The sequence below is a fragment of the Pseudomonas morbosilactucae genome (assembly GCF_023241715.1).
GTDB lineage: Bacteria > Pseudomonadota > Gammaproteobacteria > Pseudomonadales > Pseudomonadaceae > Aquipseudomonas > Aquipseudomonas morbosilactucae.
The window spans coordinates 41,865-62,238 of the sequence record NZ_JALQCW010000007.1 but is presented as its reverse complement, the minus strand read 5'-3'; the positions used below and the strand labels follow the sequence as shown (position 1 = coordinate 62,238).

The 20,374-nt window shown below is 63.7% G+C and carries 19 protein-coding genes, 1 tRNA gene and 1 pseudogene; 7 read left to right on the top strand and 14 right to left on the bottom strand.

Translation table 11 applies throughout. From position 1 onward, the window contains the following. The first annotated feature begins 67 nt into the window (after positions 1-67). The 4 genes from M1B34_RS04305 to M1B34_RS04290 all read left to right on the top strand — a co-directional run bounded on the left by M1B34_RS04305 (position 68) and on the right by M1B34_RS04290 (position 3,337). On the top strand, positions 68-1,801 hold the full coding sequence (locus M1B34_RS04305; RefSeq protein WP_268264518.1) for a vWA domain-containing protein: 1,734 nt from the start codon (positions 68-70) through the stop codon (positions 1,799-1,801). 37 nt (positions 1,802-1,838) lie between these two features. Then, the gene (locus M1B34_RS04300) at positions 1,839-2,420 is read left to right on the top strand and encodes an RNA polymerase sigma factor (protein WP_268264517.1); all 582 of its coding nucleotides are present in this window, start codon (positions 1,839-1,841) and stop codon (positions 2,418-2,420) included. Further along, positions 2,417-3,082 carry a hypothetical protein gene (locus M1B34_RS04295; protein WP_268264516.1) on the top strand — a complete coding sequence of 222 codons (666 nt, stop codon included), beginning with the start codon at positions 2,417-2,419 and terminating at the stop codon, positions 3,080-3,082. Before M1B34_RS04300 ends, M1B34_RS04295 begins: the two co-directional genes overlap by 4 nt. Before the next feature lie 72 nt (positions 3,083-3,154). After that, positions 3,155-3,337 carry a hypothetical protein gene (locus M1B34_RS04290; protein ID WP_268264515.1) on the top strand — a complete coding sequence of 61 codons (183 nt, stop codon included), beginning with the start codon at positions 3,155-3,157 and terminating at the stop codon, positions 3,335-3,337. Positions 3,338-3,355: 18 nt separating this feature from the next. Here M1B34_RS04290 and M1B34_RS04285 read toward each other — a convergent pair whose 3' ends face one another. From M1B34_RS04285 to M1B34_RS04240, 10 genes and pseudogenes are all read right to left on the bottom strand, one after another. Then, entirely contained in the window at positions 3,356-3,820 is a 465-nt protein-coding gene (locus M1B34_RS04285; RefSeq protein ID WP_268264514.1) for a hypothetical protein, read from the bottom strand. After that, a complete protein-coding gene (locus M1B34_RS04280) occupies positions 3,804-4,655 on the bottom strand; it encodes a hypothetical protein (protein WP_268264513.1) in 852 nt (283 codons plus the stop codon). The genes M1B34_RS04285 and M1B34_RS04280 overlap by 17 nt, the downstream gene beginning before the upstream one ends. A 96-nt stretch (positions 4,656-4,751) precedes the next feature. Then, a complete protein-coding gene (locus M1B34_RS04275; RefSeq protein WP_268264512.1) occupies positions 4,752-6,083 on the bottom strand; it encodes a carbohydrate porin in 1,332 nt (443 codons plus the stop codon). A 144-nt stretch (positions 6,084-6,227) separates the two neighbouring features. Next, positions 6,228-7,664: an aldehyde dehydrogenase gene (aldA, locus tag M1B34_RS04270; protein ID WP_268264511.1), complete on the bottom strand. Its 1,437-nt coding sequence runs from the start codon at positions 7,662-7,664 to the stop codon at positions 6,228-6,230. A gap of 20 nt (positions 7,665-7,684) precedes the next feature. Then, positions 7,685-8,491: an HpcH/HpaI aldolase/citrate lyase family protein gene (locus tag M1B34_RS04265; protein ID WP_268264510.1), complete on the bottom strand. Its 807-nt coding sequence runs from the start codon at positions 8,489-8,491 to the stop codon at positions 7,685-7,687. Between the two features lie 15 nt (positions 8,492-8,506). Continuing rightward, positions 8,507-9,277, bottom strand: a complete 771-nt coding sequence (gene lra1, locus M1B34_RS04260; protein ID WP_123328874.1) for an L-rhamnose 1-dehydrogenase Lra1 — start codon at positions 9,275-9,277, stop codon at positions 8,507-8,509. Positions 9,278-9,301: 24 nt separating this feature from the next. Continuing rightward, a complete protein-coding gene (gene rhaT / locus M1B34_RS04255; RefSeq protein WP_123328875.1) occupies positions 9,302-10,360 on the bottom strand; it encodes an L-rhamnose/proton symporter RhaT in 1,059 nt (352 codons plus the stop codon). A gap of 61 nt (positions 10,361-10,421) precedes the next feature. Beyond that, positions 10,422-10,742: an L-rhamnose mutarotase gene (rhaM, locus tag M1B34_RS04250; RefSeq protein WP_185039119.1), complete on the bottom strand. Its 321-nt coding sequence runs from the start codon at positions 10,740-10,742 to the stop codon at positions 10,422-10,424. Between the two features lie 15 nt (positions 10,743-10,757). After that, positions 10,758-11,941, bottom strand: a pseudogene (gene rhmD, locus M1B34_RS04245) (L-rhamnonate dehydratase). Between the two features lie 394 nt (positions 11,942-12,335). Beyond that, the gene (locus M1B34_RS04240) at positions 12,336-13,226 is read right to left on the bottom strand and encodes an amidohydrolase family protein (protein WP_268264509.1); all 891 of its coding nucleotides are present in this window, start codon (positions 13,224-13,226) and stop codon (positions 12,336-12,338) included. 121 nt (positions 13,227-13,347) lie between these two features. Between M1B34_RS04240 and M1B34_RS04235 the strand changes: the two genes are divergently transcribed. Then, positions 13,348-14,286, top strand: coding sequence for a LysR family transcriptional regulator (locus tag M1B34_RS04235; RefSeq protein ID WP_123328878.1), 939 nt, complete (start codon positions 13,348-13,350; stop codon positions 14,284-14,286). A 118-nt stretch (positions 14,287-14,404) separates the two neighbouring features. On the opposite strand, the gene M1B34_RS04230 is transcribed toward M1B34_RS04235, so the two are convergent. The 4 genes from M1B34_RS04230 to M1B34_RS04215 all read right to left on the bottom strand — a co-directional run bounded on the left by M1B34_RS04230 (position 14,405) and on the right by M1B34_RS04215 (position 18,853). Beyond that, the gene (locus M1B34_RS04230; protein ID WP_268264508.1) at positions 14,405-16,834 is read right to left on the bottom strand and encodes a TonB-dependent siderophore receptor; all 2,430 of its coding nucleotides are present in this window, start codon (positions 16,832-16,834) and stop codon (positions 14,405-14,407) included. A 79-nt stretch (positions 16,835-16,913) separates the two neighbouring features. After that, positions 16,914-17,882, bottom strand: coding sequence for a FecR domain-containing protein (locus M1B34_RS04225; RefSeq protein ID WP_268264507.1), 969 nt, complete (start codon positions 17,880-17,882; stop codon positions 16,914-16,916). Next, positions 17,875-18,414 carry a sigma-70 family RNA polymerase sigma factor gene (locus tag M1B34_RS04220; RefSeq protein ID WP_268264506.1) on the bottom strand — a complete coding sequence of 180 codons (540 nt, stop codon included), beginning with the start codon at positions 18,412-18,414 and terminating at the stop codon, positions 17,875-17,877. Before M1B34_RS04220 ends, M1B34_RS04225 begins: the two co-directional genes overlap by 8 nt. 362 nt (positions 18,415-18,776) lie before the next feature. Further along, positions 18,777-18,853 (bottom strand) — tRNA-Arg (locus M1B34_RS04215). A 285-nt stretch (positions 18,854-19,138) separates the two neighbouring features. Here M1B34_RS04215 and M1B34_RS04210 point away from each other — a divergent pair. Both M1B34_RS04210 and M1B34_RS04205 read left to right on the top strand, forming a co-directional pair. Next, entirely contained in the window at positions 19,139-19,468 is a 330-nt protein-coding gene (locus tag M1B34_RS04210) for a hypothetical protein (protein ID WP_268264505.1), read from the top strand. 81 nt (positions 19,469-19,549) lie between these two features. After that, positions 19,550-20,005 (top strand): hypothetical protein, encoded by a 456-nt coding sequence (locus M1B34_RS04205; RefSeq protein ID WP_123328908.1) that lies wholly within the window; start codon positions 19,550-19,552, stop codon positions 20,003-20,005. Positions 20,006-20,374: the final 369 nt, after the last annotated feature.

Sequence of the window (20,374 nt, the reverse complement as noted above, 5' to 3'; positions counted from 1 at the left end):
ACCCGAATCGCTGAAGCCCTTCGTCTGATGGGAGGAATGGATCATTTCTTTCCCGAGGTCAGCCCCCATGTCCCTTCCTCTGCATTACCTTCGCCCGGCCGCACAGGGTTTCGCCGCCGGGTTGTTGTTGGCCATTGCCGGTTGCGGCGTCTCTTCGCCACCGCCATCCGTCGCCAGCCCCGAGCCCCAAGGTGCCTTGCAGGCCCCGGTCGAGCCATTGGTCGAGCAGGCAGCGCCGCAGGCGGACATGGAGGTCACGCGCAGTTTGGGCATGCCGGCGGCGCCCACACCGATGCGTCTGGCCAAGAGGGCACCGGACTCCCGCTCGACCGCTTACGCCGAGCCGTCCCGTGAGCAGTATCAGAACCTGCCGGATAACCCGATCCACAGCGTTGCCGAGGCGCCGGTCTCGACCTTCAGTGCCGACGTGGACACGGGAGCTTATGCCAACGTGCGCCGCCTGCTGAACCAGGGCAGCCTGCCGCCCGAGGGCGCGGTGCGCCTGGAGGAGATGGTCAATTACTTCCCCTACGATTACGCCCTGCCCAAGGACGGTTCGCCCTTTGGCGTGACCACCGAGCTGGCGCCGTCGCCGTGGAACCCGCACACCCAATTGCTGCGTATCGGCATCAAGGCCTCGGACCGTGCCGTGGCCGAGTTGGCACCGGCCAACCTGGTGTTCCTGGTGGACGTGTCCGGCTCCATGGACCGCCGCGAAGGCCTGCCCATGGTGAAAAGCACCCTCAAGCTGCTGGTGGATCAACTGCGTGACCAGGACCGAGTGTCGCTGGTGGTGTATGCCGGCGAGTCTCGGGTGGTGCTGGAGCCTACCTCCGGGCGCGACAAAGCCAAGATTCGCGCAGCCATCGAGCAACTCACCGCCGGCGGTTCCACGGCGGGGGCTTCGGGCATCGAGCTGGCGTACCAGATGGCCCGCCAGGGCTTTATCAAGGACGGGATCAACCGCATCCTGCTGGCCACCGACGGCGACTTCAACGTGGGCATCAGCGACTTCGACAGCCTCAAGCAAATGGCCACCGAGCAGCGTAAGAGCGGCGTGTCGCTGACCACCCTGGGCTTTGGCGTGGGCAACTACAACGAGCACCTGATGGAGCAACTGGCCGATGCCGGCGATGGCAACTACGCCTACATCGACAACCTGCGCGAAGCGCGCAAGGTGCTGGTGGATCAGCTCAGTTCCACCCTGGCGGTGGTGGCCAAGGACGTGAAGCTGCAAGTGGAGTTCAACCTGGCCCAGGTCAGCGAGTACCGCTTGCTGGGTTACGAAAACCGCGCGCTCAAGCGTGAAGACTTCAGCAATGACAAGGTCGACGCTGGGGAAATCGGTGCCGGGCATACGGTCACCGCGTTGTATGAAATTGTTCCGGTAGGCCAGAAGGGCTGGCTGGAGCCGCTGCGTTACGGCCAGGCCAAGGCCCCCGAGCAGGGCGGCAAGTCAGGCGAGCTGGCCATGCTGCGGGTGCGTTACAAAGCCCCGGAAGGAGGCAGCAGCCGCCTGATCGAACGCCCTGTCAGCGCCACGCCAACAGACCGCAGCCTGGCCCAGGCCAGCGATGATCTACGCTTTGCGGCAGCCGTGGCAGCGTTCGCCCAGCAGCTCAAGGACGGGCGCTACACCGCCAGCTTCAGCCTCAAGGACACCGCAGCCCTGGCCCGTGGCGCCAAGGGTGACGACCCCTTCGGCTTGCGCGGCGAATTTGTGCAACTGGTCGAGTTGGCGCAAAGCCTGCAAACTCCGGCACCGGCCAATGCGGCCAACGTCCAGGGCCGCCTTGAGTAATCCCATGCCTTGCAGCGAACAGGAGTTCAGCGCGCTTATGTCAGCTGCACAACCCAGTGTCGACGCCCGCAGCGATGAAACGCTGCTGGCGCGCTACCGCGCCGGTGATCCCGTGGCCTTCGAGGTGCTTTACCAGCGCCATCGCCAGGGCCTTTACCGGTTTCTCCAAGGCCTGTGCAACAGCCCGGAGCTGGTTGACGAGGTGTATCAGGACACCTGGCTGAGCCTGATTCGCAGCGCCAGCCAGCCCCAGGGCCGGGCGAGCTTTCGCACCTGGCTGTACCAGATCGCCCGCAACCGGCTGATCGACCACTGGCGCAAGCATGGGGTGCGCAATCCGCTGCACGACAGCTACGACGAAGAGGCCCACGGCCAGGCCGACAACGACCCCGGCCCCGAGCAGCAATTGAGCCTGAGTCGTGATCGGCAGCGCATTGAAGCCGCCCTGCAGGACTTGCCCGCCGACCAGCGGGAAGTGTTCCTGTTGCGGGCCCATGGCGAGCTGGAGTTGCCGGAGATCGCCAGCCTGACCGCCACACCGCTGGAAACGGTGAAAAGCCGTTTCCGTTACGCGCTGAAAAAACTGCGTCGGCTGCTGGCCGACGAGGTACTGACATGACTGACGCCCGACAAACCCCGCCGTCTGCCGAAGAGCAGATGCTCACGCACCTGCGCCAACACCGTGTTGGTGAACCGCCGGCCAGCCTCGATGCGTTGATTCTGGCCAGCGCCCGGCGTGAAGTCCCGGCCCCTGCGCCAAGCCTGTGGCAGCGCTGGCTGAACGCCTGCCAGAAGCCGCGTTGGCAGATGGCGTTCGCCAGCCTGTTTGGCGTGGCCCTGATCCTGACATGGGTCCAGCGCTCGCCCGAGCCGTACCCGACGCCGATGTTGGCACCTGCACCGGCACCCGCTGCGGCCCCCGCTGCGCCGCTGGCGCGCTTGCGGGCCGAGTCGGCCCCCGCTGAGTTGGCCGGTGCCTTGAGCGCGCCCGCGGCCCCTGCACCCGTGGCGCCGATGGGCCGCTTTGCCGCCTCGCCCCAGGCCGAGATGCTGATGGATGAAGCGCCGCCGTTGGCCAAACCCTCGCCAGAACCCGCGCAAGCCAAGATGGCCAAACGTGCTGCGGCGCCGGCCAAGCCGCTGGATCAGCAACTGCGTGAGGTGTTGCGCCTGCGTAAGGACGGCCAGGCAGCCCAAGCCGATGCGCTGTTGGCGGCCTTGCACAAACGTTATCCACAGGAGGACCTGAACCTGCGCCTGAAGGCCCTGAAGCCTGAATAATGCGCAAGAGTTGGTCGTGAGCGCCGAAAGCGCGCACTATCCAGCCAGTTTCCAGAAAGTGAGAGGCGGGTCATGGCGCCACGCATCGACCGCATAGCTGCAATGTTGAACTGCCCGATCAAGGGCGCGGATATCCGTCAGGCCATCAAGGAGAGTCGCAAAGACTTCGAACTTGAAGAGGGCGAGGAGGATATCGATCAAGAAGCGCAGGTGGATACCGATCAGCAGGACGATCAAGACGCCGAGGATCAATGATCTCGGCGGCCGGCGCGTTCAGGCGTAGGGCGAAGCGGGCAGGTCGATGAACTCGGCGGCAGCGCCGTGTTCGGCCATGCGTTGTGCCCGTTGCGACAGCAGGCGGGTGTGGTTTTCCAACTGCCAGCGGTACCAGCTCAGGCGCTGGATGATCCGCCGTCGGCAAGGCTCTGGCAGTTGCGCCATCAGGTCGCTGCTCTCGGGCGCCCAGCGGGTGCGGGTGGTGTAGTAACCGAACAGGTTCTCCCGCAGGCCGAAGCAGTCCTCCAGGCTTTCCTTGATGCTGTACACGTAGCCTTCGAAGCTGGTGCTCAGTTGCTGCTCGCCGTCGGCGTGGTCGCGCAGGTAGGCGAAGATGCCCGGCCAGTTGATGCAGAACAGGTGTTCGTCCCAATCGCCATCCCGGGTCAGGTACTCGCCCTGGCCGCGAAAGAACTGGGGTGTTTCCTGGCGTTCCAGGGCTATTTCAAAGTTGCTTTTCATCTCGTGTCCCTTTGACGTCGGCAATGCTCACGTACAGCGCCACGCATTCGATCACGCAGTCGAAGCCGATCTCCAGGCGCAGGTGATAACCCGGGTTCAAACGGGTCAATTGGGTGCGCATGCGCCCGTCGAAACGGCAGCCGCTGACCGCCAGTTCGCTGATGCCCTGGACGTTGAGCACGAAGCTGCAGTGGGTCGGGGCCTGGCTCACCGGCCAACTGGCCGGCACGGACTGGCGCGGCAGGACGCCGGACAGGTTCAAGCTCAATTGCTCGCGTTGGAACTGCGCGCCCAAGGTGTCCAGGTCATAGGGGGTGGCCGTGATATCGAAGACGGCGCGCCAGGCCTCGGTGTTGTCGATGCTGAACAGCCAGTCGCTGGAACCGCGATCGCGGGTCGGGATGGCCCGGCACTCTGCCAGCGAAGGCAGGCTCGCGCGGGTCAGGTCTTCGTGCCACAGCTCCCGTGCGGCATTGAGCATGCGCTGGAAGAAGTCTCGGCTGTTGTCGAGCACGGCGGGCCAACTGCTGGGCCACTGATCGAATTCATAGTCGTCCTCGACGGGTTCCCAGATCTGCTCGAAGTCGTAGTCCGGATCGGCCAGGGCCGTTTCCAGGACCTCCACCAGCCGCTGCCGATGGCGAAAATTTTCCTGGTTGTAGAAGCGTTTCAGGCCGTACTGGCGGATCAGGTATTCGCGGTCTTCGGGGTCATTGGGGTTGTAGCGGCTCAGTTCGGCATCCAGTTCCGGGGGCATGTCATAGCCAATGAACCAGGCGATGCAGGAGCGCAACTCGGGTTGGTAGGGTTGGTTGAACAGCGGATGGCGCAGCATGGGGACCTCCTGTCCAGAGGGCGCCGAATGTAGCAAGTTGCGCCCCGTCACGACAGCACTCGGTTGAGCGCGGCGGACGGGGCGTGTCGCAGGGGCTTAGAAGTCGGCGATGAATTGCACGCCGCCGACCACGGCCGAGTCGGTCTGGGTCAGGCCACCGGGGTATTTCACGTATTGCAGGTTGGGCCGCACCATCAGCCACCGGGTGGCCTGGTAGCCGTAGTTGATTTCATAGCTGTACTCGCGCTTCTGCTCCGGCACGTAGAGAGCGTCGTCCAGGGCATTCACACCGTTGCTGGCGTTGATCAGCTCGGCGTTGCGGCTGACCCGGTCGTTGACCTTGAGCCGCGAGGCGCCGAGGCCGACGGTGTCGTCCGGGCGCGAAGCAAAAGGCCCGCGATAGATCAGGCCGACCTGGATCAGGTTTTTCACCCTGCTGCTGTCCGGGTCGTTGAACGTCAGGTTGGTGAATACGTTCAGCCCGCGTTTGTTGTTGCCGTCGACAGTGGTCAGTTGCTGCTGGGCCGAGAGCCACCAGCCGCTGTTGTCGGCGTATTTCTTGTACGGCTGGCCACTGAGGGCGGCGGCGTTGCCGTTGGCGTCCTTGAGCGGGTCGCGGCCGTCCACGTCGCTGTAGTAATAGCCCAGGTGGTACTCGGAAGAGAGGTCATTGATCCGGCCTTTCCACACCGCTTCCACCGGGAAGCTGGTGCCGATGGAGCCGGCGATAAACGGCTTGAAGCCGTTGCTCAGCTCGGCGTTGCCGGGGTTCTTGTCATAGGCGCCGGCCTGCACATAAAACTCGGGGGTGAACTGGTAGCGCGCGCGGATGGCCCACTGGCTGATGGGGAAGCTGTTCCAGGTGCCGTTCCAGTTGCCTTCCTGGGAGCCGCACAGGGTCACGTTCTGGAATTCGCAGGGGAACTGGTCGAAGTCTTCGCCGTGGCCGAAGCGGCCGAGCTTCACCGCCAGTTTGCGCTCGAAGAACTTCTGCTCGTACCACAGCTGCGACAGGCGCCAGGCGTTGCCGCCGCCGTAGACTTCCATGGTCGAGGTCAGGCCGGTGGCGTCGGGGTGGTGCACGCGGTCGTTGGTGATGTCCTTGCCATGGCGTTCGCCGATGCCGATGCGCAGCGTCGCGTCCTGCCAGCCCAGGAGCTTTTGCAGGTCCATGTCGACGCCGAGGATGATCTGGTCGCTGAGCCGCGCCGTGGTGCTGCTGTCATAGCCGCCAGCCAGGTTGGAGCCCAGTTCGGCGACGTACTTGAGGGTGAAGTCGAAGCCCTGTTCAGCGAGCTTTTGCCGCTCGCCGTTCCAGTCTCCCAGCAGCCAGGGCGATTGAGGATCGAGGGCGTCATAAGCGAAGCTGCCGGCGGAGAAACCACTGGCCAGCAGGCACAGTACAACCCCGGAAAAGTGTGTGTTCATGAGCAGATCTACCTGTTGTTATTGTTGTGGGTGCAGCCCCGCACGCGGCTTTTACCGGGCGCAGTGATCCGCGACGTGGCATGCACGTCGGTCGCGGAAGTCGGGGGAGTGACCGGGCCTGAACAGGGTCAGGCCCGGCGCGGTTCAGCCTTGCAGGTACACCACGTGGGTGTGGGTGTACTCGTAGAGGCCGTGCTTGCCATCGGCGCCACCAATGCCGGATTTACGTACCCCGGCATGGAAGCCCTGCATAGCCTCGAAGTTTTCCCGGTTGACGTAGGTCTCGCCGAAGTCCAGCTCACGCACCGCGTGCATGGCCTGACTCAGGCTGCGGGTGTAGATCGACGAGGTCAGGCCGTAGTCGCTGTCGTTGGCCAGGGCGATGGCTTCGTCCAGGTCGTCGATGATCTGGATCGGCAATACCGGGCCGAAGATTTCCTCGCGCATGATCGCCATGTCGGCGCTGCAACCGGCCAGCACCGTGGGCTGGTAGTGGAAGCCCGCAGGCCGGTCGGCCACGTTGCCGCCGGTGATCACCCGGGCGCCCTGGCTGCGGGCGATGCGGACTTTTTCCGCGACCTTGTCCAGGCCGGCCTGGTTAATCAGCGGGCCCATTTCCACGCTGCTGTCGGCCAGCGGGTCGCCGTAGCGGGTGGCGCTCATGGCTTGGCCCATGCGCTCGATAAAGTCCTCGGCGACGCTGCGCTGCACATAGACCCGCTCGGCGCAGTTGCACACCTGGCCGGTGTTGATGATCCGCGAATCACGGATGGCTTTGACCGCCAGTTCCAAGTCGGCGTCGGCCAGGACAATGGCCGGTGCCTTGCCCCCCAGTTCCAGGTTGAGCTTGGTCAGGTTCGGCGCAGCGGCGGCCATGATCCGTGCCCCGGTGGCCACGCTGCCGGTGAAGCTGACCATGTCGATGCCCTTGTGGCTGCTCAGTTGGCTGCCGACGCTGCCGGCGCCGCTGACCACGTTGAAGACCCCGGCCGGCAAGTCGGTTTCAGCCACCAGTTTGGCGAATTCGAAGCAGTTGTTCGGGGTTTCCTCGCTGGGCTTGATGACGATGGTGTTGCCGGTGATCAGCGCCGGCGCCAACTTGCGCGCGATCAGGAAGAACGGGAAGTTCCACGGCAGGATGCCGGCCACCACGCCCAGGGGTTTGCGGAACAGGAAGATGTTCTCGCCGGGGCGGTCGCTGGTGATGATCTCGCCTTCGATGCGCCGCGCCCACTCGGCCATGTAGTCCAGGTAGTCGGCGGTGAAGTTGACTTCCACTTCCGCCAGGGCCGAGATCTTGCCTTGCTCGGCGGTGATGGCCCGCGCCAGTTGCGGCACGTTGGCGCGGATTTTCGCCGCGATCTGCCGCAGGAACTGGCCGCGCTCGTTGGCCGGTTTGCGTGCCCAGTCCTTTTGCGCACCACGGGCGGCGGCGATGGCCTGGTCCACGTCTTCCTGGGTCGAGGCGGGCACGTGGGACAGCAGTGCGCCGGTGGCCGGGTTCGTCACCGGCAGGTGCTCGGCGCTGGCACGAAAAGTACCGGCGATGTAGTTCTGGTAGATCGGTAGGGTCTGGCTCATGGCGCGTTCTCCTGGGCGACTCAGTAAGTGCGGGAGGGGGTGGTGGTGGCGCTGCTGTCCGGCTCGCGATAGCGCGCCAGGTTGCTCAGTGCGGCCTGGCGGAACAGGCTGATGTCGATGCCCACGGCAATGAACTGGCAGCCCCATTCACGGTAGCGGCGGGCGTCCTCTTCGAAGGGCGCGAGGATCCCGGCGACCTTGCCGGCGGCCAGGGTGGCGTCGATGGCGGTGCGGATCTGCGCCTGCACGTCCGGGTGCCCCGGGTTGCCGGGGAAACCCAGGCCGGAGGACAGGTCCGCCGGGCCGACGAACACGGCGTGCACGCCTTCGACCGCGGCGATCTCGGCGACGTTTTCCACCCCCAGGCGCGACTCCACCTGGACGATCAGGCACAGCTCTTCATGGGCGGTGGCCAGGTAGTCGGGTACGCCGTCCCAGCGCGTGGCCCGGGCCAGGCCGCCGCCGACGCCGCGAATGCCGTGGGGCGGATACCGCATGGCGCGCACCAGTTGGCGGGCCTGTTCGGCGGTTTCGACCATGGGCACCATCAGGCTTTGCACGCCGATATCCAGCAGTTGCTTGATCAAGGTGCTGTCGCCATTCACTGCACGTACCACAGGTGCCGTGGGGTAGGGCGCCACGGCCTGCAATTGGCCGAGGATGCTGGGCACGGTGTTGGGCGCGTGCTCGCCGTCGATCAGCAGCCAGTCGTAACCGGTGCCGGCGGCAATTTCCGCCGCATAACCGGTGGCGAAGCCGGCCCACAGGCCGTATTGGGTGTCGCCGCCGGTGAGGGCAGCCTTGAAGCGATTGCGAGGCATCTGCATGGCGGGGCTCCCGGGTTATTGCAGGTTGACGAACAGGCCGCCGTCCACCAGCAGCGCGGCGCCGGTGACGTAGCGCGCCATGTCGGAGGCCAGGAACACGATCGGCCCGGCGATATCGTCCGGCTCACCCAAGCGGCCCAGTGGCGTGCGCTGGATCATGTACTCGCGCTTCTCCGGGTTGGCGAAGTCGTCCTTGTTGATGTCGGTGGCGATGGAGCCCGGCAGCACCGAGTTGCAGCGAATGCCGTACGGGCCCAGGGCGATGGCACAGGACTGCATCAGGGAATGCAGGCCGGCCTTGGTCGGCGTGTAGTGGGTCTGCATGCCACCGCCCACCAGGGCGCTGATGGAACTGACGGCGATGATCGCGCCGCCGGTGCCCTGGCGTTTCATCTGGTTGGCGGCGGCCTGCACGGCGAAATAGGCGCCGTTGAGGTTGGTGTTGACGGTCTTCAGGTACACCTCTTTCGGCATGTCGAGGAAGGAGTGGAACGGGCAGATACCGGCGTTGTTGACGAACACATCGACACTGCCGAAGGCCTCGACGGCGGCGTCCACCAGGCGCTCGCCGGTGTCCAGGTCGGCGGCATCGCTGCCCACCTGGATGGCCTGGCCGCCAAAGGCTTCGATTTCTTTGAGCAGGCTGGCGGCGGCTTCATGGCCCTGGGCGCTGCCGCTGTGGGCGACCACCACGCGGCCGCCCTGGCGGGCGCATTCGAGGGCTGCAGCGCGGCCGATGCCACGGGAGGCGCCGGTGATGATGACGGTCTTGTCTTTGAGCAACATAAAGAGACTCCTTTGGAAGTGGGATCAGCCCAGGTAATTGCCGTAGCCGACCATGGCGATGGACGCCAGGATCACGGCGATGCCCAGCAGCAGCACCTGTTTGGTCCGAGCGCTGGTGCCTTGCCATTCACGGAAGTACAGGCCCCAGAAATTCGACACGATGATAATGAACGACATGTGCAGCACCCAGGAGCTGGCGTCGTTGTGCATGCGGCTGGCGCCCATGCCGTAGAAGAAAAACTGCAGGAACCACAGGGTGCCGGCGGCGGCCACCAGCAGGTAGTTGCGCAGCAGCGGGGTGGAGCGGTCGGTGTAGTTGTGGAAGGTGCGGTTGCGGTAGTTGAGCCACAGGCACCAGATGCCGTTGGTGGTCAGGCCGCCCCACATGATCACCATGAAGGTCACGTTGTTCTGGAACAGGCTGTTGGCGCCGTGGGCGATGGCGGCTTCGGCCAGGGGTTGGCCGGCCGCGATGCCGTAGCTGAAGCAGGCGCTGAGTACCCCGGAAATCAATGCCACCAGGGCACCCTTGGCCAGGGAGAACTCCTTGACGCTTTCGAACTTGGTGCTGTCCGGTACTTCCCGTTCCTTGACCAGCCCGGCGCGGCCGCACAGGGCGATGCCCAGCAGGGATACCAGCACACCGATCAACACCCAATGGCCGCCGGGGTTGCCGAGCATCTCGGTGAAGGTGCCGGCCTGGGCATCGGTGAACAGGTCGCGGTAGATCGGCGGCATCAGCGCGCCCAGGGCCGAGGTCAGGCCCATGATCAGCGACATGCCCAGGGACAGGCCGAGGTAGCGCATGGTCAGGCCGAAGGTCAGCCCGCCGATGCCCCAGAGCACGCCGAAGAAGTAGGTCCAGAACAGGGTGATGCTGTCGGCGTTGCGCAGGATCTCGACAAAGCCCGGCACCGTCAGCTGCGCCGCAATCAGCGGCACCACCAGCCAGGACACCAGGCCACCGGTGATCCAGTAGCTCTCCCAGGCCCAGCCCCCGACTTTCTTGTAGGGGATATAGAAACTGCCGGAGGCGAAGCCACCGATAAAGTGCAGGATCACTCCCAGAAAAATGATTTCCACGTTGCGCGTTCCTTTTTATTGTTATGGGCGGTCAAGGCCGGCGCCGAGGCACCGGCAGGGTTCAAAGGGCTGACAGGTGAAACACCGGCTGCAGGTCCACGCTGCGCGGCGAACCGTCGGCGTGGCTGGGCATGATGTCCTTCATGTGCTGCCACCAGCGTTGCATCACCGGGTGCCCGGGCAAATCGTCCAGGCCGTGTTGCTCCCGATGGCTCATCACAGCGAACAGCGCGTGGCTCTCGGGGTCGAGGAAAATCCGGTAATCCTCGATCCCGGCGCCGCGCAGCAGGTCCGCCAGCTCCGGCCAGATGTCATCGTGGCGGCGCAGGTACTCCTGTTCCTGGCCGGGGTTTACGTTCATGCGAAAGGCGCGGATCGGCATGGCAGCGGTCCTCGATCAACGGGGGTAAGGGCGGTGCAGGGCGCACTCGGGGTTGAGCTCGACACCGAAGCCCGGCTTGTCCAGCACCGAGGCGCGCATACGGCCATTGACCGGCACCGGTTCGCCCAGCAGTTGCGGAGAGAACATCGGCACGATCTGGTCGGCCTTGGGCGACATATTGAGGAATTCGGCAAACGGGCTGTTGGTGCGAGTGATCACGAAGTGGTAGCTGTACACCGACGAACCGTGGGGCACCACCAACGCGTTGTGGGCATCGGCCAGGGCCGAGATTTTGATCAGCTCGGTGATCCCGCCGCACCAGCCCACGTCCGGCTGGATGATATCGGCGCAACCCATTTCCAGCAGCATACGGAAGCCCCAGCGCGTGGCTTCGTGCTCGCCGGTGGTCACCAGCATGCCGCTCGGCACGTTCTTGCGCAGTGCCGCGTAGCCCCAATAGTCGTCTGGCGGCAGGGCCTCCTCGATCCACTTCAGGCCGAACTCGGCGGCGCCCTTGGCCAGGCGCGTGGCGTAGTTCAGGTCCAGGCTCATCCAGCAGTCGAACATCAGCCAGAAATCGTCGCCGACTTTCTCGCGCATATTGGCCAAGTGTTCGAGGTTTTTGCGCAGGCCTTCCTCGCCTTCGGCGGGGCCGTGTTGCAGGGGCATCTTGCCGCCGATAAAACCCATTTCCTTGGCCAGGTCCGGGCGGGCGCCGGTGCAGTAGAACTGCAGCTCGTCGCGCACCGCCCCGCCCAGCAGTTGGTGCACGGGCTCTTTGCGGATCTTGCCGAGCAAGTCCCAGAGCGCCAGGTCGACCCCGGAAATGGTGTTGAGCACGATGCCCTTGCGGCCGTAGTAGAGGGTCGCGTGGTACATCTGGTCCCAGATTTTTTCGATGTCGGTGACCTTGGCCCCTTCGAGGAAACGCGCCAGGTGCTTCTCGACGATAAAGGCCCCGATCTCACCGCCAGTGGTCACCGCAAAACCCACATTGCCGTCGCTGGCTTCGATCTCCACCACCAGGGTGCCCAGTACGTTGATGCCAAAGCTCTGGCGGCTCTGGCGGTACTCGGGGTAGCGGCCCATGGGGGTGGAAATGTGATCGTCGATCCAGTGGCCGGCGCCTGGTCGTGATAGTCGGCGCCGCCTCCGGTGAGGGTGAAAGCGCGAACGTGCTTGATGGTCGGTGTGCTCATGAAGCTCTCCTGCAAGGCAAAGGGGGCAAAGTGCGGACGAGTCGAAGACCCGGGCTGAAGAAGTCAGCCGCGGCGTCGAGGAATTCGGGGGAGATCGGGCGGGTTGCTGGTGCTTGGGCAAGGCAAAGGGAAGCTGTTCATCACGCCGGTTCCTTATTGGATTTATCGAGGCGCAAAGGAGGGGCAGCGCAGGGGCTGCCTCAGTGCATGGGGCTGAGTCTACGGAGGCGAATCGATGCAGACTAATTCAAATAAACTTAATACCGATGCGCTCAGGGTATCGATTGGGACGGCCTGATCCTGCCCACCGTTGCAGGACCTGGCTTGCCGGCGATTGCCTCCCTGAGGCCACTGCACTATCCAAAGGCCTCCCGCCGGCCGGCTCCTACGAGGCCTATAGCGGCTGGGCGAATGACTGCAGGCCGTAAGCCCGCGCCGCATTGCGGTAAAAGAACTTCTCCTGGCCTTCCAGGGAATAGGCCGCCATGCAACGGCGCACCAACCCCAAGGTGCTGTCGAAACTCGCCACCTGTTCGCTGTTGGGCCAGTCACTGCCAAAGAGGCAGCGGTCCTCGCCAAAGGCCTGCCAGAGCAAATCCAGGCGCTCGCGATAAAACCCCGGGTCGACAATCACCCCCTGTTCACCCACCTGCGGAATCTCCGCCAACTTGGCGAACACATTGGGCCGCTGCGCCAACGCCTGTACCCGGCGTTCAAAGGCCTGTTCCTCGCCGGGCTCGATCGGCGCATTGGGCAAGTGATCGATGATGATCCGCAGCTCCGGCAGCCGCTCGCTGAGTTGCAGCAGGCCATCCAGCAGGCGCCCGTCCGGGTTGGCACTGTCCAGGCTGCGCCCGCTGTCGGCCAGGGCCCGCAGGTTGTCGATAAACCCGGGTTTGTGCTGGTCCTCCAGCAAGTCCCGATCCCATAGGTTGCCGTAGCGCAGGCCGAGAAACAGCGGCTCCTGTTCCAGCCATTCCAGTTCCTGGCGAAACGCCCGATCAGCCGGGTCCAGGTTGCCGACAAAACCCAACATCCGCGGATCGCCGCGCAGGGTCTCCAGCAACCAGCGGTTGTCCCCGACCCAGGGGCTGGCCTCTACGGCGATCACCCCGGTGATGCCGTGGTCCGCTGCCAGGGCCCAGTAATCGCTGGGCAAGTGCGCTGCATAGATGCTGTCGGCCGGCGTTGGCCAAGGGATGCCTTCGGGGCGGCGCGGGTCGAACAGGTGGATATGGCTGTCAATGATCGGGCCGGTATAAGCGGCGGGGGCGAGGGCGCTCACAGGCGGTCTCCATTGTTATTGTCGAGGGCAGTGGAATAACAAACCCGTCGCGCAAAAGCTAATAGTGGATTGGCCCGTTGCGATACCCTGCGGGTATCAGAACAACAAACAAGGTGCCTTTATGTCGACGCCGATCACTGCCCGCAGCCTGTTCAATCGCCTGCGCTACAAACACCTGCTGATGCTGGTGACCCTGGGCAACAGCCAGAACCTGCACCGCGCGGCCGAAGCCTTGAACATGTCGCAGCCGGCCACCACGCGCATGCTCCAGGAAATCGAAGAAGCCTTCGGCTGCACCCTGTTCGAGCGTCAATCCCGAGGCATGCGCGCCACCGTGCTTGGTGAAGAACTGCTGCGTTTCGCCCGCGCCGCCCTCAACGGCCTGGAGCGCTGTGCCGAAGACCTGGCCGACCGCCAGGCCGGTGGTTATGGCTACCTGTCGGTGGGCGCGATCATGGGCGCGGTGCCGGACTTGGTGGTGCAATCCATCGCTGAAATGAAAGCCAGCCACCCGCTGCTGCGGCTGCGGATCATGGGCGACACCAGCGACCAGCTCAGCGAACTGCTGGACCAGCGCCGCATCGACGTCGCCATCGCCCGCCTGTCCCACGCCCAAGACCGCCAACGCTTCGCCTTCGAACCCTTGGGCAACGAACACCTGGCCGTGGTCGTGCGCGCCGGCCACCCCCTGACCCAGGTCGCTGCCCCTGACCTGGCGGACATGGTCGAAGCCTGGCCCTGGATCCTCCAGCCCGACACCAGCCCCGCCCGCGTCGCCCTGGAAAACGCCTTCGCCCGCCTCGACGTCGCCTCCCCCAGCGACGTCATTGAATGCACCTCGGTCTTCGCCATGCTGCAACTGGTACAAATCACCGACGCCATCCTGGTCCTGACCGACACCGTGGTCCGCGACCACGTCCACACCGGCTTGCTGACCGCCCTGGACCTGGAAATCGAAGAACAGTTGAGCCCATTCGGGGTGATGCTGAGGAAGGATGAACCGCTGAGTCGGGAGCTGGAGATTTTCCTGACGATGTTGCGCGAGAGGGCGCAGCGATGAGGGGAAAGGGACGGTTATGAAGTTGCCTTGCGGGTGCTTCTTGGCGGTCCCTATGGCTCCATCCGTTGCAGTCGAGTCGGCCCATGTCCTTCCCTGGACGCGGGCGACGCAGCGCTTTTTAGAAGCTGTAGCGCGCAGTCAGTTTTAAATTGCGTGGGTCGCCGTAGATGTCGTACGGGCTGTAGGCTCCATTGGCCACGCTGCTGTAGTAGGTACGGTCGAACAGGTTGTTGACGTTGAGTTGCAGGTCCAGGTGCTCGCTGGCTTTGTAGCCGGCCACCAGGCCGACCACCGTGTACGAGCCCTGCTGGTTTTTCCATGCCGTGGCACCGGTGCCCCCCGAGGTGCGGATGCTGCTCTGCTGGTAGACATCACCGCCAATGCGCCAGCGTTGCAGCTCATCGGGCAGGGTGTAGATCGTGGACAGTTTGAATAGTTGACGCGGTTTCTTGCGGTCGAAGTCTTCGCCTTCTCGTGAGGCGGTGGCGTCGCTGACGTACTGGGTCTGGGTGTAGGTGTAACCGGCAGCCAGTTGCAGGTTGTCGGTCACGGCGCCCTGGATTTCCAGGTCGATGCCGCGGCTGCGCACCAGGCCGGCGGCCTCATAACAGGCGCTGGTGGCGCCTGATCCGCAACCTTTGGAATCAGGCAGATCCTGGGCGCGATTCTTCTGGTCGATCTGGAATACAGCCATGCTGGCGTTCAACGCGCCATCAAAGTATTCGCCCTTGATGCCCACTTCGTAGTTCTCGCCCACTACCGGGGCGATCACTTTCCTGTCCAGGCCTTTGCTGCTCTGCGGTTTGAAGATATCGGTGTAGCTGACATAGACCGAGTGATTGGCGTCCAGGTCATACACCAGGCCGGCATAACGGGTCAGGTTGCGGGTGACCTTGTAGCTGCCGTCAGTGTTTGCGCGGTCTTCGAATTCGTACCAGTCCAAACGGCCGCCGAGAATCAGCGACATCGGCTCAGTCAATCGCAGACGGGTGCTGGCATAGACGCTGTCCTGGGTGGTGGTCTCGGGAAGGCCGTTATCGCCAGTGACGTAATCAGGCTTGGCATGACCACGTGGATCCCACTCAAAGGGATTGCTGCCCGTGTCGATGAACGCGCTCCAGGCGTCGCCGGAACGATAATCCAGCTGGCGCTTGCTCACGCCCACCGTCAGGTCATGCTCTTGGCCTAGCATCTGGAACGGGCCGCTGAGCGCCACGTCGTAGCCGGTTTCCTTCTGCTCCATGGCTTCCGTCCATAGATAGTGGCGGTCGTATTCCCATACCGAAGAGGCCAGCACGTCGGTATCGGTCTTCGACTGCATGGCAGCCACGCGAAGCGTCCAGTCGTTGGCGAAGCCGTGCTCCAGGGTGGCGAAATAGCCGGTGGTGCGGTTGTCCGAGTATTCCCAGTCATGTCCCAGGAAGGTGTCGCGTGGCAGCCCTAGATGACCACCGCCACGGGCCATGGGCAACCCACCCCAGATGTAGTTGGTGTGGTTCTTCTGCCGGTAGGCACCGAGCGTCAGGGTGGTGCTTTCGCTCAGGTCGGCGTCGACCACGCCATAGAACAGGTCCGCATCACTCTCCACCGAGTCCCGAAAGCTTTTGGCGTCCTGTCGCGAGACCACAGTTCGGGCGCGTAGGGTGCCGTTTTCATTGAGCGGGCCGCCGACGTCCAGGGTGCCGCTGTAATCATCCCAACTACCGGCACTGCCGGTGAGCGTGGCCTGGAACTTATGGGTCGGGCGCTTGCGCACCAGGTTGATGGCGCCCGCAGGGTTGCCGGCGCCCTGGGTCAGTCCGGCGGCCCCGCGAACGATCTCCACCCGGTCATACATGGCCAGGTTGGCTTCACCGCTCGGCAGGTAGGTCAGGAAGCTGGTGGGAAAGCCGTCGTACATGATGGTGTCGACGTCGAAACCGCGAGCGCTGAACGTGGGCCGCCCAGCGCCACCGGAGTTATTGAGGAAAATCCCTGGCGCACTTTTGACAACATCGCTGATGCTGGTCATGGCCTTGTCGTCCATACGCTTGCGGGTGACCACGCTGACCGACTGCGGCGTTTCGCGCAGGCTCAAGGGCAGCTTTGTGGCGGTCTGCATGGTCCCGGTGGTGTAGGAACCGCTGTTCTCGGTGGTCGCCGTCAGGCCCTGTCCGGTAATGCTGGTAGCGCCCAGTTCCAGGCTTGTGCCGGCGACCTGCGGTGCCAGCAGGTAGAGACCATTACCCTGGGGTGAGGCTTGCAGACCGGTGCCCTTGAGCAGTTGCTGCAGGCCGCCTTCCACGCTGGTGGCGGCATTCAGGCCAGGGCTGCGCAAACCTTCCACCAGGCCCGGCTCGATGGGCAGGGTGATATTCGCCTGGCTGGCGAACTCGGAGAGGGCACTGCTCAGGTTGCCGGCTGGCACATGATAGGTAGGGTTCTGCTGCGCGCTTTGCTCGACGGCGTGCGCCGCTGCTGCAGTCAGGCTGCCGCCCGCGATGATCAGACCCAGTGCGGCAGCGTGTACTGCCCGCGCCAGTGGTTGCATGCCCTGCGTCGTCGCCATGTGTTCGTCCCCGCCCTGTGAAAATGATGTGGTTACGGGAGGGACACGCAGCCTGGGGAAAACACGACAATGATTCTTATTACACTTTTTCGCGCGCCGTGATGGTGACCCAGTAGGACGTTCTGTAATGGATGTCCACCGGCAGGGTCTGGCTCAGGGCCCGGAGAATCTGGTCGGTGTCGCGCAACTGGAAGGTGCCGGAGATCAGCAGCCCGGCCACTGCCGGATCGCAACGCAGCAGGCCCGGTCGATAGCGATCCAGCTCCGTGATGAAGTCATCGAGGCGCATCTTTTCTGCGCGCAGCACGTTGCTGAGCCAGTCGAGACGATTTTGCGCCAGCGCCATTGCAGGCTCCGCAGCCAGGCTGTTGACCCGGGTTTGCTGGCCGGCCGCCAGACGCATCAGGCCATCATCCCCCCGTGACAGCCGCGGACGTATCTGGACAGCGCCCTCCAGTGCGGCAAGGTACGTGCTCTGCGGGTACTGACGCACCAGAAGGCGGCTGCCGAGCAGGGTGATTTCCGCTTCGGCGGTATCGACGATGAACGGCCGTCTTGCCTGCTCGTGGGGGACCTCGAAGAGCATCTCGCCGGCGATGAGGCGCACGCGGCGAACGTTGTCGTCGTAGGCGATATCGACAGCGCTGCCGGTGTTCAGGCGAATCTGCCCGCCATCCGGCAGGTGCAGGGTGCGTTGCTCACCCGTGGCGGTACGCTCGTCTGCCTGCCACTCGCGCCACGGCAGGCTGCGGTGTGCTGCGAAGCCGAGCGGGGCGGCGACGATCAGCAGCGCAAGGGTCTTGAGCACCTGCCGCCGCTCCAGGCTGCGCGGGCGCTCCAGAGCTGCCCGCCCGGCGTCACCGGCAAGCTGCTGGGCTCGGCCGCTGAAGCGCTCAGCCAGTTGCCAGGCCCGTTCGTGATCAGCGTGTCGCGCCCGCCACTCGGCGCCGGCGGCATGCTCGGCGGCGCCGGCGCTGCTGTTCTGCAAGCGCACGAACCAGTTGGCCGCTTCACGGGCGATACGCCGGTCGATAGGTGTATTACTCATACTGCGCGCTCTGGCTGGCGAGCACGATGCATTCTTCAAACGCCCGCGCCAGGTAGCGTTGCACCGAACGCACGCTGAGGTTGAGCCGGCTGGCGATCTCTTCCTGTGTATAACCCTCCAGCTGCGCCATCAGGAATGCCTGCCGGGTTTTGGCGGGCAATAGGGCCAGTACCTGGTCGATCTCGTCGAGGGCTTCGAGCACCAGCGCCTGATGTTCCAGCGATGGCGCCAGGTCTTCCGGTATTTGTGCCAGCGCGGCCAGATAGGCTTGCTCCAGCGAGCGGCGGCGGTAGAGGTTGATGGTCAGGCGATTGGCGATAGTGGCCAGATAGGCGCGCGGCGCCGTGCAGTTCAGCGGCTCGCCAGGTGCACTGCAGAGCAGTCGCACGAACGTATCCTGGGCCAGGTCCGCAGCATCGGCGGTACTGCCCAAGCGCTTGCGCAGCCAGTTCTGCAGCCAGCCGTGGTGGTGGCTGTAAAGCTGGTAGATGGCCTGATGCCGGTGGTGGTTTGCCGATGAAGTGGATTGCACGGGATATGAAAGACGTTAATGAGAATTCGTCTCATTATATCAGCAAAGGCTCGGACTCTTACAAGCAAAGGGTTCAGGGCTCACTGAAGGGTGTCCCTGTGCTGATGTCCCTCCCAAGGGTGTAAACGCTCGTCACCACCGCCTGCAGGGACATGGCAGGCTGGGTGAACGAGATCGGCGTCTCTTGGGATGAATGATTCGGAAAATGGCGTGGCCAGCCGCTCTTCAACCGAGCGCTTAAGCTGGTGTGCCCAGGCGGGACTGCCGACACAGGGATGGATCGCCAGAAACAAAAAAGCCCGCACAAGGCGGGCTTTTTAGGGTGTTTCGTAGACTGTCTGGGACAAGTCTCGCTTGCAATCTGGTGCACCCGGCGGGATTCGAACCCACGACCCCTGCCTTCGGAGGGCAGTACTCTATCCAGCTGAGCTACGGATGCAGTGCGGGCGACATCATACCCATGTCCGCTCGGGGCGTCCACGCCGGTTTTTGTTTCGTGGGCAGCGGTGGGCGCCGCGTCGTTATGAGCGGTGTCGGGCGCTTGGCAGCCGGAAAAAGGTCCGCGCTGAGGGCGTTGTTCAAGGCTTGTGGGTGGCGACGGTGGCGCAAGTCATGGGGCTATCACTGTCGTGAGGTTGAGCTAGAGTTCTTTGGCGACTTTTATTCGGCTGTTGTCGTTGCACTTTGGCGCTGTCGCACAGCCCCGTTTATCAAGGAGTGATGTGTGTCCGACCCCCTCGTTAATTCGCCAATCACTGATGTGTTGGCCCCGCCTTCGACGTCCCTTGATCAGGATATGAGCGCCCGCCAGGCCCCCGGGCTCTCGCCATCGGCCGACGGCTACTTCGCTGCGGACAGCAAGGTGGCGCTGGCGGCCCAGGCCGTATTGCTCAAGCAGATGAGCGACCACCCGGCCGAGGGCGATCAACTCGCCGCCACCGAGGATCGTTTGCAGATACTGAGTGCCGATGTGCTACTCGGCGCCGCCGTACCGACAGCCGGGGAGGCCGCGAGCGCGGCAGCGGACCCGCTCGACCCGGCCACTGGTCGTTAGTGCACTTGTTCGGCCCTTCGTCGGGGCCGTGGGCAATAGCCTGGTTGTTTCTTTGCACGCCACCCTGGGAGGGAGCATCCGATGACAGAAACCCCTGATAGTCATTTGAAGTCGATCATTTCAGTTGTCGAAGCTTATTTGAAGCGCCCCTTAACGGCGTATGAAAAGGAGATTCTGGAGCCATTCGTCGCATCGCTGGCGGCTAACGGCCAGTTGCCGAAACATCCAGTAGAGCTTCTTGCGCTGCTTGAACAGCAACGACCCGGCCGACCGCAGCTCAAGGCAGAAGTCATTAAACCCGCCGATAACAAGCTCCGTGGATCGTTGGATATCTCGGACAAGGCGAGCTCTGGGCAAGCCATCAATCTGGGGGGCCGGGCATCGGCAGCGGCCCGCAGCCCCACTTGGCAGCCGATGACATTCGTCGATGGTGTCGACAGTTGCGCCGGTGCGGAAGCGACCGAGAGCATCGCCCAGCGCGGGATGCCCGATGACCTCAGGAGTCTGCTGACCCTGCTCAATTCCTTTAAGTCCTGAAGGCTTGAACACCCGGTTCCACAGGGTGACCACGCCAACGTTCTTGCCACCTCTGACGGGGTGACAAGGGCGTTTTTGTATCTGTCGTCTGAGTGACGTTTATCCGAAATATTCGACCAGGCAACCGTTCACGTTCTTTTTTTCGAACAGGCTATTGTCCTTTACCCCCTTTGATCCTAGGATTCGTTTGAGATTTCAAACGCTCTCAATCTGGGCGCTGAACCGCACGTCTATCCTCAGTGCGCTCTTTCTGTGCTTCAGCCCAGTGAATGATTTCCCTGACGGCAGCCTGATGACCGATGGACGAAAGCGCCAGCGCTTTCGACCTCTGCCAGGCGCCTTTCAACAATCACAATTCGCCCCGCGTAT